Origin of the sequence: Micromonospora sp. WMMD1076 (assembly GCF_029581475.1) — a bacterium.
Lineage (GTDB): Bacteria > Actinomycetota > Actinomycetes > Mycobacteriales > Micromonosporaceae > Micromonospora > Micromonospora aurantiaca.
Genome location: NZ_CP120862.1, coordinates 3297450 through 3311424 on the forward strand (window position 1 = coordinate 3297450; position 13975 = coordinate 3311424).

At 72.0% G+C, this 13975-nt stretch carries 10 protein-coding genes; 6 read left to right on the top strand and 4 right to left on the bottom strand.

Annotated elements, in window-relative coordinates:
* Positions 1 to 51: 51 nt before the first annotated feature.
* Positions 52 to 546, top strand: coding sequence for a PepSY domain-containing protein (locus tag O7622_RS15905; protein WP_282308949.1), 495 nt, complete (start codon positions 52 to 54; stop codon positions 544 to 546).
* A 364-nt stretch (positions 547 to 910) separates the two neighbouring features.
* Here the strand turns inward: O7622_RS15905 and O7622_RS15910 are convergent, their stop codons facing one another.
* Positions 911 to 1900, bottom strand: coding sequence for a DUF5937 family protein (locus O7622_RS15910; RefSeq protein ID WP_282308950.1), 990 nt, complete (start codon positions 1898 to 1900; stop codon positions 911 to 913).
* Positions 1901 to 1977: 77 nt separating this feature from the next.
* On the opposite strand from O7622_RS15910, the gene O7622_RS15915 reads away from it, so the two are divergent.
* Positions 1978 to 2484 (top strand): tetratricopeptide repeat protein, encoded by a 507-nt coding sequence (locus tag O7622_RS15915; RefSeq protein ID WP_282308951.1) that lies wholly within the window; start codon positions 1978 to 1980, stop codon positions 2482 to 2484.
* Positions 2485 to 2744: 260 nt separating this feature from the next.
* Here O7622_RS15915 and O7622_RS15920 read toward each other — a convergent pair whose 3' ends face one another.
* The 3 genes from O7622_RS15920 to O7622_RS15930 all read right to left on the bottom strand — a co-directional run bounded on the left by O7622_RS15920 (position 2745) and on the right by O7622_RS15930 (position 7343).
* A complete protein-coding gene (locus O7622_RS15920; protein ID WP_282308952.1) occupies positions 2745 to 3794 on the bottom strand; it encodes a helix-turn-helix domain-containing protein in 1050 nt (349 codons plus the stop codon).
* A gap of 86 nt (positions 3795 to 3880) precedes the next feature.
* Positions 3881 to 5443, bottom strand: coding sequence for a S8 family peptidase (locus tag O7622_RS15925; RefSeq protein ID WP_282308953.1), 1563 nt, complete (start codon positions 5441 to 5443; stop codon positions 3881 to 3883).
* Positions 5444 to 6371: 928 nt separating this feature from the next.
* Positions 6372 to 7343 (bottom strand): LuxR family transcriptional regulator, encoded by a 972-nt coding sequence (locus O7622_RS15930; RefSeq protein WP_282308954.1) that lies wholly within the window; start codon positions 7341 to 7343, stop codon positions 6372 to 6374.
* 480 nt (positions 7344 to 7823) lie between these two features.
* On the opposite strand from O7622_RS15930, the gene O7622_RS15935 reads away from it, so the two are divergent.
* Genes O7622_RS15935 through O7622_RS15950 form a run of 4 tightly spaced genes read left to right on the top strand, consistent with a single transcriptional unit; the run spans position 7824 to position 13966 of the window.
* Positions 7824 to 8084, top strand: coding sequence for a hypothetical protein (locus O7622_RS15935; protein WP_282308955.1), 261 nt, complete (start codon positions 7824 to 7826; stop codon positions 8082 to 8084).
* Between the two features lie 25 nt (positions 8085 to 8109).
* Complete coding sequence (locus O7622_RS15940) at positions 8110 to 9891, top strand: BTAD domain-containing putative transcriptional regulator (RefSeq protein ID WP_282308956.1); 1782 nt, start codon at positions 8110 to 8112, stop codon at positions 9889 to 9891.
* Positions 9891 to 12071 carry a TOMM precursor leader peptide-binding protein gene (locus tag O7622_RS15945; protein WP_282308957.1) on the top strand — a complete coding sequence of 727 codons (2181 nt, stop codon included), beginning with the start codon at positions 9891 to 9893 and terminating at the stop codon, positions 12069 to 12071. The genes O7622_RS15940 and O7622_RS15945 overlap by 1 nt, the downstream gene beginning before the upstream one ends.
* The gene (locus O7622_RS15950; RefSeq protein ID WP_282308958.1) at positions 12068 to 13966 is read left to right on the top strand and encodes a TOMM precursor leader peptide-binding protein; all 1899 of its coding nucleotides are present in this window, start codon (positions 12068 to 12070) and stop codon (positions 13964 to 13966) included. The genes O7622_RS15945 and O7622_RS15950 overlap by 4 nt, the downstream gene beginning before the upstream one ends.
* The last annotated feature ends 9 nt before the right edge of the window (positions 13967 to 13975 follow it).

The following is a 13975-nucleotide window of genomic DNA, read 5'->3' on the forward strand; positions in this document are numbered from 1 at the left end:
ATCCACGCCCAGCCGATCCTCGGAGACAACAACCGAGGAGAGGTGGACATCATGAAGCGCAGTGCGATCCTCCTGGCGTCGGCCGGCGGCGCCGCCGTCCTGGCCGTGGCCGGTGTGACCGCCGGCGTCACCGCCGCCGACAGGGAGGCCCAGGGCGCCACCCTGGCCGCCGCGACGGCCGATCCGACCGACACGGCCACCCCGACGGACCGCGCCACCCCCGGCGACAGCGCCACCGGCGGTACGCCGGCCACCGGTGGCACGTCGACGCCGCCCGCCGGCACCGGCGGTGACCGTGTGGACCAGCAGCGGGCTGGCGAGATCGCGCTGGCCCGGGTGGGCGGTGGACGGATCGTCGAGGTCGAGGCCGAGCAGGAGCACGACCGCAAGGTGTGGAGCGTGGAGATCGTGGACGGGAACACCGAGCACGACATCGACGTGGACCGGGACAACGGTACGGTGCTGCGGGCCGAGCAGGAGGCGGCCGACGACGATGACGACGACCGTCACGGCGGTCGCGACGACGATGACGATGACGACGACTGATCCGGCCACCCTCGGCCGCTGACCCTCCAACTTCCCGTCCGCGATCGGCGGTCACCGTGAGAACGGCGTCCACCGGCGCCTCGGCGCCACCCCGGCCGGCGCCGGACGCATCCTGATGGCGCAGCCGGCGGTCAGCGCGATCACGCTGATCGCCGGCGCCGTGATCGCCGTGACGGTGGTCGTCGTGGTGCTGGGCGCCCGGACCGCTGATGCCCGACGTGTCGTACCCGGTCGGTCAAGGCTGGCGCCGTCTCGGCTCGGGCAGCCACTCCCGGAGGTGCCCTGGTGCTCGCCGAGCAGGCGTCGGGTCCGCCCGGCCGGCGCGTTCATGAGCCGGTCACCACCCCGAACATCGCCGGTCAGCTCACTCGGGGAGCGTCCCGCTGAGCAGGGCGCTGCCCAGCGGGGTGCGACGGTACCGGATCTCGTGCCCGTGGCGTGCGCCCACCACCAGACCGGCGTCGCGGAGCACGGTCAGATGCTGGGAGACGGTGCCGGCCGCCAGGGCGTGCCGGTGGGCGAGGACGGTGGTGCTGGCGGGCTCGGACAACCCGGCCAGCAGGGTCGCACGGCTGCGCCCGATGAGGCGGCCGGCCGCCGCCAGTTCCTCTGTCCGGGTCGACTGCCACAGGGTGCCCAGGCCGCGCGCCGGATAGATCACGGCGGGTTGCCACGGCTCGTCGAGGATCACCAGGACCTGGTCGAACTTGAAGGCGCTCGGGATCAGCAGCAGCCCTTCACCGGTGAGCCGGCGGTCCTCGTGGTCGCCGCGGTCGCGGGTGAGGACGCCGTCGTGCCAGCGCAGCTGGGGGTGCAGTTCGGCGAAGAGCCGGTCCAGGCCGCCCTCGGCGAGCCGGCGACTCTGAAAGGCCACGTCGGCGTCGAGCAGGGCGCGGATGTTCGGCCACGCCGGCTGGACCACCTCGTGCCACACGTCCCGGATGACTCCGGTGAGCAGGCGCAGCGCGTCGGCCGGGTCGGCCAGTAGCCGCCGCCCCACCGCCGTGCGCGCCGCGCCCGGCGTGGCGCGCAACGAGCGGGCGATCTCCTCGGCCACCCGGTCGGACGGGGTCGCCTCGACTCTCGCCAGTTCCTCCTCGAAGCGGGGGCGCGCGGTCGTCGGCGGCGGGGAGAGGAAGTCCGGGCTGTAACCGCGGCGGGGTTGCAGCAGCGTGACGGGCCGCAGGTCCAGCGCGGCCAGGCGGTGCCTCATCGCGTGGAGGAAGCCCTGGTGGTAGCCGGGGGCGTCCTCGGGCGTGGTCAGGCGGATGGCCTCGATCGTCTCCAGCACCGGAGACACCGCGAACCGGCAGCGCATCAGGTCGGCCGGGCCGAAACGCAGCGTGATCGCCATATCTTCACCTCCCCGTATGATTCGCTCCTGGCCGAATCACTGGCGCCACGCTACCTGCCCCGGCCACCATCGTCGGCATGACGACAGCACCGGAATGGGAGCGGCGCAGCGCCGAGCTGTGGACCGCCATCGACGACTACGAGCCCGAGGAGTTCCGCAAGCGCGTCGACGCGCTCGCCGCCGAGCTGCCGGAGGGCGATCCGGTGGCCGCGTTCGAACGCGCCTGCTCCTTCGACTCCACGGGTCACTCCGACCGGGCCGTACCGCTGTACCGTGCCGCGCTCGCCGGGGGCATCTCCGGCATCCGCCGGCGACGCTCCGTGATCCAGCTGGCCAGCTCCCTGCGCAACACGGGCCAGGCCGAGGAGTCGGTCGCGCTGCTGACGGCCGAGCGGCAGCAGCCCGCCGACGAACTCGACGACGCGGTCAGCGCCGCCCTCGCGCTGGCGCTGACCAGCGTGGGCCGGGACCGTGAGGCTGTCGCCGTCGCGGTCGCCGCACTGGCCCCGCACCTGCCGCGCTACCAGCGTTCCATGGCCAACTACGCCCGCCTGCTGATCGAGCCCGAGCAGGCGGAGAGCTAGTAAAAATGATCTTGGCGATCGTGGCGCGCGCCCGTTCGCGGGGGTATTCGAATTCGGCGAGGCCGTGGTCGATCGCGTCGCGAGCTGTGGCGAACAACGGCACCGGCGACACGTGATCGACCACGGCTTGCGCGGCGTGATTGCTGGTCAACGCCGCCGATCAGGGGATGCGGGCGTCCCGTGCTCGCATCCCGGAGGTGGCTGGTGCTGGTGCGGAGTCCTTCTGATTGTGCACGCGTGTGTCCCAGGTGCAGCGCCGGTTACAGGATGCCGTGACGAGCGGCCTGAAGGCCGGCTTGGAACCGGGTCTCGGCCCGCAGGACGCGCATCAGATCGTGGATCCGGCGGCCGACGGTACGTTCGGTCACGCCCATCGCTCGGGCAATGGCCCGGTCCTTGTGTCCTGCGGCGAGCATCGACAGCAGCTGGCGGTCGACCTCGGGCAGTTCGTCGGCTCGAGCCGACGAGCCGGCCAGTGGGCTTGCCTCCTGCCACAACGTCTCGAAGCTGAGGACAAGCGCGTCGAGTAGAGGTGACGGGTGTACGAGGATGCGGGTCGCCGACTCCTCAGCGCGGAAACTCAGCGGTACCATCGCCATCCGCCGGTCGGCGATCAGCATCTTCATCCGTACCCTGGGCAGTCCGCGCGCCTGTTCGCCCTGGGCGACGTAGCGGAGCATGTGATCGAGGTGGTTGGAGTCGGTGAACATATCGGTGTCATAGATGGCCCGGTAACGTGCGCCTCGTCGCAACGCCTGCAGTTCGGGGTCGTTGTCCATCGGCCGACCGTGCAGGTACGGCGGGCAGTCGACGATCAACACCTCGTCCTCGGCGGCTTGCTGCATGCGGGCCAGGTGCTGGCCGACCGCGTCCGCGCCCTCGACAAGTTGGATCATCTCGCCGGCCCGGCCGGGTGTCACTGTGGATAGCCTCGACGCCAGGTGTCTGCTCTGGCTGCGCAGTTCCTCCAGTTCCCGGTTGCGCCGGGCGACCAGCGCACCGATAGCGTGCTCCGGTGGGGCGGCTACATACCGCCCGCGGGTGCCGACGAGCCGGCTCACCAGACCGGCATCGAGCAGCTCACGAAGTACGCGGCGGACCCGAGCGGTGGGAAGGTCCAGTAGCCCGGCGAGGTCGTTGACGGCGGCGTCCGGCCGCTCCAACAGGCGGAGGTACAGCTCGCTGTGCGTCTGGTCGAAGCCGACCGCCGCGAGCAGGTGTCCTCCGTCGGGGCCCGGTCCTGCGCGGTCTGGCACAGGCCGGCATTCGTTGGTCGCTCTCACCGACGGAGTCGAAGGATCGGTGTCCATGGACCGAGGATGCCGTCCGGCCGCGTCGGGGCGAAGGGGCGCCCCCACCGCCTGCCGGCGGTGGGGGTGCGCTCGTAGCGGGTGCATCAGGAGCCGAACGGCCGGACCGTCAGCGTGTAGGCGGCGCTGCCGACCTTGCCGTCAGACGAGGTCGCGCGGAACGTCACCTGGTACGTCCCCACCGGTGTGCCGAAGCCGGTGATGAGGAATGCCGTGGTGGAGCCGCCCTGCCTGATGACGGTGGGGTTGAGCATCAGCTGGGTGCCCGGGGGCAGCCCGCTTGCCGCGATCGTGAGGTTGCCGCTGCCGCCGGCAGCGGAGATTGTGGCGGTGGCGATGTGGCCCTGTGGCACCGAACCCGCGGCGGGGGTGAGGGTGACCTTCACGTCACCGGTCGGCGGGGTGGTGGGCGGGGTCGTGGGGCTCGGCGAGGTGGTCGGTGAGGTCGTCGGGGTGGGCGAGGCAGTCGGGGTCGGGCCGCTGTCGCCACCGACGTAGAGCAGGACGTTCGGCGAACCGCTGCCCGGGTTGGTCACCTTGCCGGTGGTGCCCTGCCGGACCAGGTGGTCGCGGACCTGCTGCGGGGTGGCGTTGGTGTTGGTCGACAGGTACAGCGCAGCCGCTCCTGCCACGTGCGGGGAGGCCATCGACGTACCGCTCATCGTCGCCGAGCCCGTGTCGCTGCTGTGGCTGGCCGAGACGATCGATGAGCCCGGCGCGAAGATGTCGAGGCAACTGCCGTAGTTCGAGTAGCTTGCCCGGCCGTCGTTTTGGTCGGTGGCACCGACCGTGACCGCGGCGGGCTCCCGCGCCGGGGTGAAGTTGCATGCGCTCTCGCTGTTGTTGCCACCTGCGACCACGAAGGTGATCCCCGCCGCAGTGGCATTGCGCAGCGCCGCTTCCATCCCGGCGTGGCTGCCTTGGGCGCCAAGGCTCATGTTCGCCACCGCGGGTTTCTTCGCGTTCGCGGTAACCCAGTCCATCGCCTCGGCGATCTTGTTGTCGTCACCGCTGCCGGAGCAGTTCAACACCCGCAGGGCATGGATCTGCGCGCCCTTGGCCACACCGAAGCTGGAGGCTGCGATCGTGCCGGCGACGTGGGTGCCGTGGCCATGACAGTCGACGCCGTTGCGACCGTCGCCGATGTTGTCGAACGCCGCGTCCGCCCGCCCGCCGAATCCCTGGTGAGAGGCCCGGATGCCGGTGTCCAGCACGTAGACGTGCACGTTCGTCGCCGTCGTCGGATAGGTGTAGGCCCGGTCGAGCGGCAGGTTGCGCTGGTCGATGCGGTCCAGGCCCCACGACGGCGGGTTGGTCTGGGTCTCGGCGACCCTGACGCGTCCGTTCTCCTGCACGAACTGCACCTTCGGGTCGGCGGCGAGCGCGCGTGCCTGCGGCTCCGTACCGGCAAAGGCGAAGCCGCGCAGCGCCGCGGAGTAGATCGAGCCGATCAGGCCGCCGTACCGCGCGGTCAGATCCGTCGCGGTGTCGCTGACGTCCGCGCGGACGTCCGCCTGGACGGCGGCACCGGCGCTCAGAGCCGGCTGCCCCTTGAGCATCACCAGATAACTGCCGGTAATCGGATCGGCGGAGGTGAGAAAGCCGCTCGGGGTGGCGGCGGCAGCCGGTCCGCCGCCGTCGCCTTGCACGCTCTGGGCATATGCGCCGGTGGCAAACGCGCCGCCGACGGCGAGCCCGGCGGCCAGCGCGACGGAGAAGATCCGCCGGCCGGGCCGATTCTGCTGTGACATGTGACTGACTCCTTAACGGGTGACGAAGCCCTGGGTGCAGTCACCGTATGACGACAGTGGTCAATCCGTTCCTTCCGATACTGGACATCGTCCGGCCCCAGACAGAAGTGAGTGCCCCTCATCTCGGTGCGCCGGTCGTTGGCTGAGCGATCCTTGTGCGCTGTCGGGCGTCGCCGCTATTTGGCGGCAGTAATCCTGTGCGCTATGCGGTAAAGGCTTGCGTCGTGGGTGATCGGTCTGCAGGTCAAGCGTCGGGCGCCCTGACCGTTCATCATCCATGCAGGTGGTCAGGGTTCACTGACCGTATTCAGTACGTGAACGACCACCACTGGGCTATGGATGGGTGAGCGTTGACGCGGGGGCTTTCCATTCCGATCTGGCACATTGGATGGCGAGTTGTGCATGTGGGGCACGGTGCGGGCCGACTGCCTTCTGTGCTGGCAAGCGAGCGGACGGAAAGCGCCAGAGGAGTGGTCTGCTGTTGTCTGCGATACATCGTTCGGGCGCTTTGATGGCTACCCTCACATCCTTGCTACTAGACCTTGCCGAAGGGAAAGAACCCTTGTCCATGCTCTCGTATGTGGACACGGCCCTTGGCCGTTCGAGTTCGAGGCCGTCCAAAGGCGGCACCCGGACCCGGCCGGTGATACTGCCGATGAAGGTGCTCTACTTCGTCGTCCAGCAGAGACGTAGCGGAGATCGCGCCTGCTCGGTCGGGAAGAGGATCTTGCGGACCTCGTGGTCGTAGTCCAAGAAGGGCACGAACTGCGGCTAGGAGGTGCGCACATTCCCGAGCTGCGGCAGGCCCGGGAGGGGTTTGCGGGAATCAGATCCAGCGGCGCAGCGCTGCCTCCACCCCGGCCTGGAAGCGGCTCTCGGCATCGAGGCGCTGCATGAGGTCGCGCACGATGCGGCGTACGGTGCGTTCGGAGAGTCCTAGTTGGCGGCCGATTGCTTCGTCGGTGCGGCCTTGGCGGAGGAGCCGCAGGATGGCGACGGCCTGGTCGGTCAGCCCGTTCTCGTCGGTGGTGGATGGCCGTGGGAACGGTGTGCTCCGCTCCCAGAGTATGTCGAAGAGCAGGCACAGCGCGGAGACAAGGTGGTTGCCGCGGATCTCCAGTGCGCCGCGGCCGGAGCGGGGCTCGATCGGGATGAGCGCGAACTGCCGGTCGACCAGGGTCATCCGCAGCGGCGCCTCGGGCATCACCCGGCTCTGTTCGCCTTGCTCGGCCATCAGTTCGGCGTACGCGCGGGAGGCGCCGTCGTGCAGGATGCGTTCCTGGTAGATGTGCCGGATCGTCACTCCTCGGGACAGGGCGATCCGGGTCAGTTTCTTGCCGGTCTCGATGGCCTGCGCCGGCATCGCGCGGCCGGTGGTGAGGGTCATGAAGCTCTCGCGGGCGGTGCGGGCATGTTCGGCGAGGCGGTCACGTACCGCGTCGACGCCTTCGAGCCGGACGATCTCCTCGCGCTCGCGGTGGGTGTCGTGGCTGGCGGCGCGGGCGAGCACGGAGGCGCGTGCTGCTTGGAGTTTCGCCTGCTGGGCGATCATCTGCTGCTCGGCTTGGTCGAGTAGGGCGAGTAGGCCGATCTGCGGGCTCACTGCGCGCAGGACGCCCGGTCGGCTGGTTGAGGGTGTGATGAGGGCGCGGTCGGCCAGTGCGGAGAGGGCGTCGTGGACGACGGTCTCTGGGATGTCGAGGTTCGTGGCGAGCTCGCCTACGTCCCACGTCGGGTGGTCCAACATCGCCCAGTAGACGGCTTCGGCAGCTGCCGACACACCCAGCCGTTCGAGCAAGGTCTCCTCCCTCGTGTCTACCGCGTGATCACATTAGTTGACGGGAGGTCCTCCGCAAGGTCTCGAAACTGTGTCCGTTCTCCGGCGGGAGCTTGGCCGCCCGGGGTCGAACCGGTGAACACGCGCAGGCATGCATATCAATGCGACAAGTGGATCCGCGGGCCACAAAATCGGCATTCTTTGATTTCTGGTGACACCTCGGCGTGCCGGAACCGGCCGTGGCCGGTTCCGGCAACGCCCGAAGTGGTGACGCGCGCGAGGCGCGCACCGCACGCTTGTCCCGGCGCCGCAACCAGGCGAGCGGCAGACGCGGGAGGTGCCTGATGTACATCGGGCGGACGTGCGCAGTCGACGCATTCGCGACCACTGCCACGAATGCGTCACAGGTCCGATTCGTGACGGTGGCCGACCGTCGTGCGGGGCTCGGCTCATCGGGGCACGCGCGCAGACCCGGCCGGCCCGGTCCAGCGGAGGCTCGCCGTGCTGCTCACCCGGATCGCGCTGCGGCCGCCGCGCGGTGACTACGACCTGTCCGCCGGCGAACTGACGGACCTGCTGTGGCTCAACGCCGCCGCGGCCGACGGTATCCGGCACATCCGTGCCCGCGCCTTCGCCGGACAGGTGGAGGTCGCGGTCTTCACCATCGCCTCGGAGCAGGCGATCTCCGACTACATCGTGCAGCGGGTCTGCCAGCGTGCGATCCGCAGCGTGCCGGCACTGCGCGGCTGGACAGTGACCTAGCGCCCGCCCGGGAGGAATGGTCGCGATGGAACATGTCGCGGTGAGCCCACCGGACAGCGATCGGGCGCTGCGGCCGGCGGCCTTTCGGGTACTCGGCCCGCTGACCCTCACCAGCGGCGCGGACGCGCTGGTCCTGCCGCCGTCCAAGGTGACTTCGCTGCTCGCGGCACTGCTGTTGCACCCCGACGAGGTGGTGTCGGTCGGTGCGCTGCAGCAGGCGATCTGGGGCGACGAGCGACCCGGCTCGGCCAAGGCCGCGCTGCAGACCTGCGCGCTGCGCCTGCGGCAGCTGTTCAGTCGGTACGGCATCACCGGCAGCGTGATCAAGACCGTGCCGGGAGGCTACCGGATCACCGCCACCGCCGAGACGGTCGACCTGATGCTCTTCCGTGATCTGATCCTCCGCAGCCGCGACGAGCCGGATCCGGAGGCCGAGCTGGCCCTGCTGGAGGAGGCGCTCGCGCTGTGGAGCGACCCGATGCTGGCCAACGTGCCGTCGGAGGCGCTGCACCGTGACACGGTGCCCCGGATCAGTGAGGAGCGGGTCCGGGTGATCGAGCGGGTCTGCGACCTGAAGATCGGCCTGGGCCGGGATCGGTCCGTGCAGGTGGACCTCTGGACGGCGACGCGTGCCTACCCGGCGAACGAGCGTTTCTCGACGCAGCTCGCCTCAGTGCTCTACCGCACCGGCCGGCAGGCCGACGCGTTGGCCGAGCTGCGCCGCATCCGGGAGCACCTCGCCAGCGAACTCGGTGTCGCCCCCGGCCCGGTGCTGCGCGGGCTGGAGCTGACCATCCTGCGCGGCGAGGCACCCACCCCGGCCGGCCCGGTGTCCCCACCCGCCGCTACACCGACCCGGCATCCGCTCACGCCCGGCTTCGTCGGCCGGGACGCGCTGGGCGGCACCATCGCCGAGCGGCTGCGCGCGGGCTGCCCGATCGTGGCCCTCAGCGGCCCGCCCGGAGTGGGCAAGACCGCGCTGGCGCGGCACGTCGCCCAACTCGTGGCCGACGACTTCCCCGGCGGGCAGGTGCGCGTCGAGGTGAGCAGCGGGGAGGCGTCGCCGCTGGAGCACGTCGAGCAGCAACTGCACGCCGCGTTCGGCCGGGACGTCGGCGCCCGGCGGCTGCTGGTGCTCGACGGCGTCGTCGACGCCCGCCAGGCGCGGGAACTGCCCGCCCTGGTGGCGCCCGGCGACGCGCTGCTGCTGACCAGCCGGCAGAGCCTCTCCGGTCCGGTCGCGCGGCTCGGCGGCTGGCTGCACCGGGTCGAGCCGCTGGACCCCGCCGACTCGCTGCGGATGCTCGCCGCCACGCTCGGGCCCGAACAGGTCGACGCCGACCCGCAGGCCGCCACAGCACTCGCGGCGCTGTGTGATCACCTGCCGTTGGCGCTGCGCATCGCCGCCACGCGGATCCTGTTACGCGCCCGGATGAGCCTCGCGCAGGCGGTGCAGTGGCTGGGCGCGGACCCGCTGGGCCGGTTGAGCCTGCCCGGCGAGCCGGACATGTCGATCGGCTTCCGCTTCGACGAGACGTTGTCGCGTACCGGCGAGGCGCTGACGGCGGCGTTCGTGCGCCTGGCCACTGCGGCGCCCGCACCGATCACAGTGGAGCGGGCGGCGCAGCTGCTGGACGTGCAGGCGTCCGCGGCCCGCGACCTGCTCGACGCGCTGGTCGACCACAGCCTGGTCGAGGAGGCCGTGGATCACTACTGGATCCGGGGGCTGCTGCGGCGCCACGCCCACGCCGTCGCCGACCGGTCCGACCCGCCACCACACCCGTATCGAGCGAAGGGATCCCTGTGATGAGCACTGCCTACGAGACGGTGGCGCAGACCCGGCCGCGGATGCGCCACGACGTGCTGTTCACCCGCACCGAGGACGGAGTGCTGTTCCACAACGCCACCAGCGGTTTCCGGCTCACCTCCGCTACGGCGTACCGGTTGGCGTCGGTGCTCGTCCCGCACCTGAACGGGCACCACCGGGTCGCCGACATCTGCGCGCCGCTGCCCGCCGCGCAGCGCACCATGATCGGCGAGCTGGTGAGCGCGCTCTATGAACGGGGTTTCGCCCGGGACATCCCCGAGAGTGAGGGTGATCCGGCGGCGATCCTCGGTCCCGCGGTGGCCGCCCACTTCGCCACCCAGATCGCCTACGTCGAGCACTACGCCGACCGCGCGCCGCAGCGCTTCGCCACCTTCCGGTCCACTCGGGTCGCGGTGCTCGGCGACGGCCCGGTCGCTGTCGCGTGCGCCACCGGCCTGCTGCGCAACGGCGCCGCCACGGTGAGCGTCGAGCCGGCGGTGGAGCCGGCGTTGGCGCCGGAGTTGGCCGAGCTGGACGCGGCCGGCTGCGCCGCGACCGTCGAGGTGGTGCCCGCCGGCGGCGAGGTCGGCTGGCCCGAGCTGGCCGGGGCGGACATCGTCGTGGTGGCCGCCGGCGACGACGCGCCCCGCGACACCCTGCGGCTGCTCACGGCGGGCATCCCCGCCGGTCGGCTGCTGCTGCCGGCGTGGGTCGCCGGTGCGCGGATGCTGGTCGGCCCGGTGCAGGGCCCGGGCCGCACCGGTTGCTGGTGCTGCGCGATGCTGCGGCTCGGCGACAACGACGACACTGGCGCCGCCGGGCAGGTGTGGCGGGCCGCGGCGTTGCCGTCCGGTGCCGCGCCGGCGGCCGCTCAGCCGGATGGGCCACTCGCGGCGATGGTCGGGAACCTGCTGGCGTACGAGGTGTTCCGGCTGACCACCGAGGCGCTGCCGGCGGAGACCGACGGCAGTGTGATCGTGCAGCACCTCGCCTCGCTGGACGTGCTGACCGAGCGGCTGCTTGTCCACCCGCGGTGTGCCTTCTGCCGTCCGCAGCCGGTGGAGGCGGCCTGGACCGCCGTCGAGCTGGACGTGGCACCCGTCGCCGCGGACGAGGCGGCCGACCAGTCCGCGCAGGCGCAGGCCACAGTCGCGCAACTGGCCACCCACCAGCCGCTGCTGCAGCCGCACCTCGGGATGTTCCGCCGCTACGACGACGAGCGCTGGGACCAGACGCCGATCAAGATCGGCGCGGTGGAGTTCACCGACGGCAGCGGCCGGCGCCGCACCGTGAGCGCGTTCGACGTACACCACGTCGCGGCGGCCCGGCTGCGGGCACTGCGGGTGGCGGCCGTCGCCGGCACCGGCCACACCGCCGTCACCGAGCCCGCCACCGGCGATCTGCCGCGCGTCGCCGCCGCCCGGCTCGGCCTCGCCTCGGGCTGGGGCGACACCACCGCCGGCGCCTGGGCCGGCGCCCGGTCACTGCTCACCGGCGCGGCGGCGGCAGTACCGGCGGCGGTGCTGGAGCCGTTCGGGCCGGCCAACCACGCCCGCAGCGCGGAGCCGACCAGCGCCGGCGGGGGAGCGGGCGCCGACCTCGCCGAGGCGGTGCGCTGCGGGCTCGCCTCGGCACTCGCCGGACACGCACTGCGGCAGGTCGTCGCGGGCACGACCACCGTCCGACGGATCCGCCTCGACACCACCGGCACCGACCCCGAGATGCTCTTCCTCATCAAGTCGGCGGCGAACCTCGGGGTCGGCGTGGAGCTGCTCGACCTCGGCGGGCAGCCCGACACCGGGGTGACCGCGCTGCTGGCGCGCTCCTTCGACCCGGCGCGGGGCCAGTGGTCGTACGCGGTGGCCGCCGACCCGGCGTGGACGGTGGCGGCGGTGGCCGCGCTGCGCGACCTGCTGGGCCAGGCGCAGCTGCGCGCCCAGGACCCCGACGCGGTGCCGGACACCGGTGACCCCCTGCTGGTCGACTTCGACGCCGGCACGGTGGCGGTGCACGGCGAGGCGGACGCCGCCGCCGGTGTGGTCCACCGCTGGGCCGACGTGCTTCACCGGCTGCGGGAACACGGATACGACGTACTGGTGGCGCCGGTCGGCGGCGCGGACCTGGCCGCCGGTGGGCTGGTCGTGGTGAAGGTGCTGCTGGCCGCTGGAGACGACCGGTGAGCGGCGGCGGGTCCACGGCCGAGGACCTGGTCTGCGCCGGACTGGCCCGGCTGCTCGCCGAGCGCGGCTGCGACGTCGAGGTGCTCGCGCTGGGGGTGCGCGACGAGCTGAGCGCACCCGCCCGACCGGCACGCGCAACCCGGGTGCTGCTCTACGGGCAGCTGGCGCTGATCGGGCCGCTACCGCCCGCGGCGGCCTGCCCCACCTGCCTGGCGCGCCGCTGGCAGGCGGTGCGCCACCGCGACCTGCGCGACGCGGTGGAGCTGGGCGGCGACACCGTCGCGGCAGGCCCCTGGCCGTACGCGACCCCGTTCGTCGCGGACTTCCTGCACGCCCTGATCGAGGCGCACCGCGCCGCACCGGACGGGCCCGGGCGCCCCGGCACCACCGGGCAGCGCACCGACACCGTGCTGCAGGTCGACGTGTGCACCCTGCGGGTGCACCGGGCTCCGCTGCTGCCCGACCCGGATTGCCCGAGCTGCGGAGGCAGCGTCGCCGACGCGCCGGAGCTGGCCACGATCGCGCTCGCCGCCACCCCGAAGGTGGCGCCGGGCGCCTTCCGCAGCCGGGACCTGGACGACTATCCACTGGAGGTCGAGGCGTTCGCCAACCCGGTCTGCGGCGCGCTCGGCGCCACCCTGTGGCAGGACGTCACCTCGCTGTCCACCTCCCCGGCGATCGGCTCGTTCACCCTGCGCAGCGGCCGCTACCTGCGGGAGACGCTCTACGGCGGGCACGCCGACGGCTACCGGCGCAGCGCCCGCATCGCGGTGCTGGAGGGCTTGGAGCGCGCCGCCGGCCTGCGCCCGCGCGGCAAGCGCACCGCGGTCACCGCCACGCTGCGGGAGCTGGGCGCCGACGCCCTGGACCCGCGCGAGTGCGGGCTCTACACCGACGCGTTCTACCAGGCCAACCCGTACCTTCACCGGTTCGACCCGGACCGGGCGATCACCTGGGTCTGGGGCTGGTCGCTGCGCGACCTGCGTGCGGTGCTGGTGCCGGAGATCCTCGTCTACTACCACGCGGCGAGCGTCGAGGAGCGCTTCGTGCAGGAGACGTCGAACGGCTGCGCCTCCGGAGCGTCGCTGGTGGAGGCGGTCTACCACGGCCTGATGGAGGCGATCGAACGCGACGCGTTCCTGCTGGCCTGGTACGGCGCCCGGCCGCTGCCGGAGATCGACCCGGAGAGCATCGACCGGCCGCAGACCCGCATGATGATCGACCGGCTCGCGATGTACGGCTACCAGGCCCGGTTCTTCGACACCCGGATGACCTTCGACATCCCGGTGGTGACGGCGGTGGCCGTGCGCGCGGACGGCGGCCTCGGCACCCTGGCCTTCGGCGGCGGGGCGAGCCTCGACCCGCAGGCCGCGATCACCGCGGCGCTGTGCGAGATCGCCACCGACTCGGTCATGGTCCGGATCCGTGCCGGCGCCGACGAGCCGCGGCTGCGCCGCATGGTGACCGACTTCGCCCAGGTGCAGGGCCTGCACGACCATCCCCTGCTCTACGGCCTGCCGGAGATGGCGCACCACGCCGCGTTCCTGCTGCAGCGCGGGCCCCGGCCGGCGTCGATGGCCGCGCTCTACGAGCGTGACCGTCCCGCCCCGCCGGTCACCGACGACCTGCGCGACGACCTCGAACGCTGCCTGAAGACGGTCACCGCGCAGGGCTTCGACGTGATCGCCGTGGACCAGAGCACGCCCGAACAGCGTGACCTGGGCCTGGCGACGGCGAGCGTCGTGGTGCCCGGGCTCCTGCCGATCGACTTCGGCTGGCTGCGCCAGCGCGCCCCGCACGCGCGGCGGCTGCGGACCGCGTTTCGCACCGCCGGGCTGCTGGACCGCGACCTGCGCGACGACGAGATCCACTTCGTTCCCCACCCGTTCCCGTGAGGTGCATGC

Coding starts and splice junctions, on each gene's coding strand:
- O7622_RS15905 (WP_282308949.1), top strand. CDS start 52: ATGAAGCGCAGTGCGATCCTCCTGGCGTCGGCCGGCGGCGCCGCCGTC.
- O7622_RS15910 (WP_282308950.1), bottom strand. CDS start 1,900: ATGGCGATCACGCTGCGTTTCGGCCCGGCCGACCTGATGCGCTGCCGG.
- O7622_RS15915 (WP_282308951.1), top strand. CDS start 1,978: ATGACGACAGCACCGGAATGGGAGCGGCGCAGCGCCGAGCTGTGGACC.
- O7622_RS15920 (WP_282308952.1), bottom strand. CDS start 3,794: ATGGACACCGATCCTTCGACTCCGTCGGTGAGAGCGACCAACGAATGC.
- O7622_RS15940 (WP_282308956.1), top strand. CDS start 8,110: ATGGAACATGTCGCGGTGAGCCCACCGGACAGCGATCGGGCGCTGCGG.
- O7622_RS15945 (WP_282308957.1), top strand. CDS start 9,891: ATGAGCACTGCCTACGAGACGGTGGCGCAGACCCGGCCGCGGATGCGC.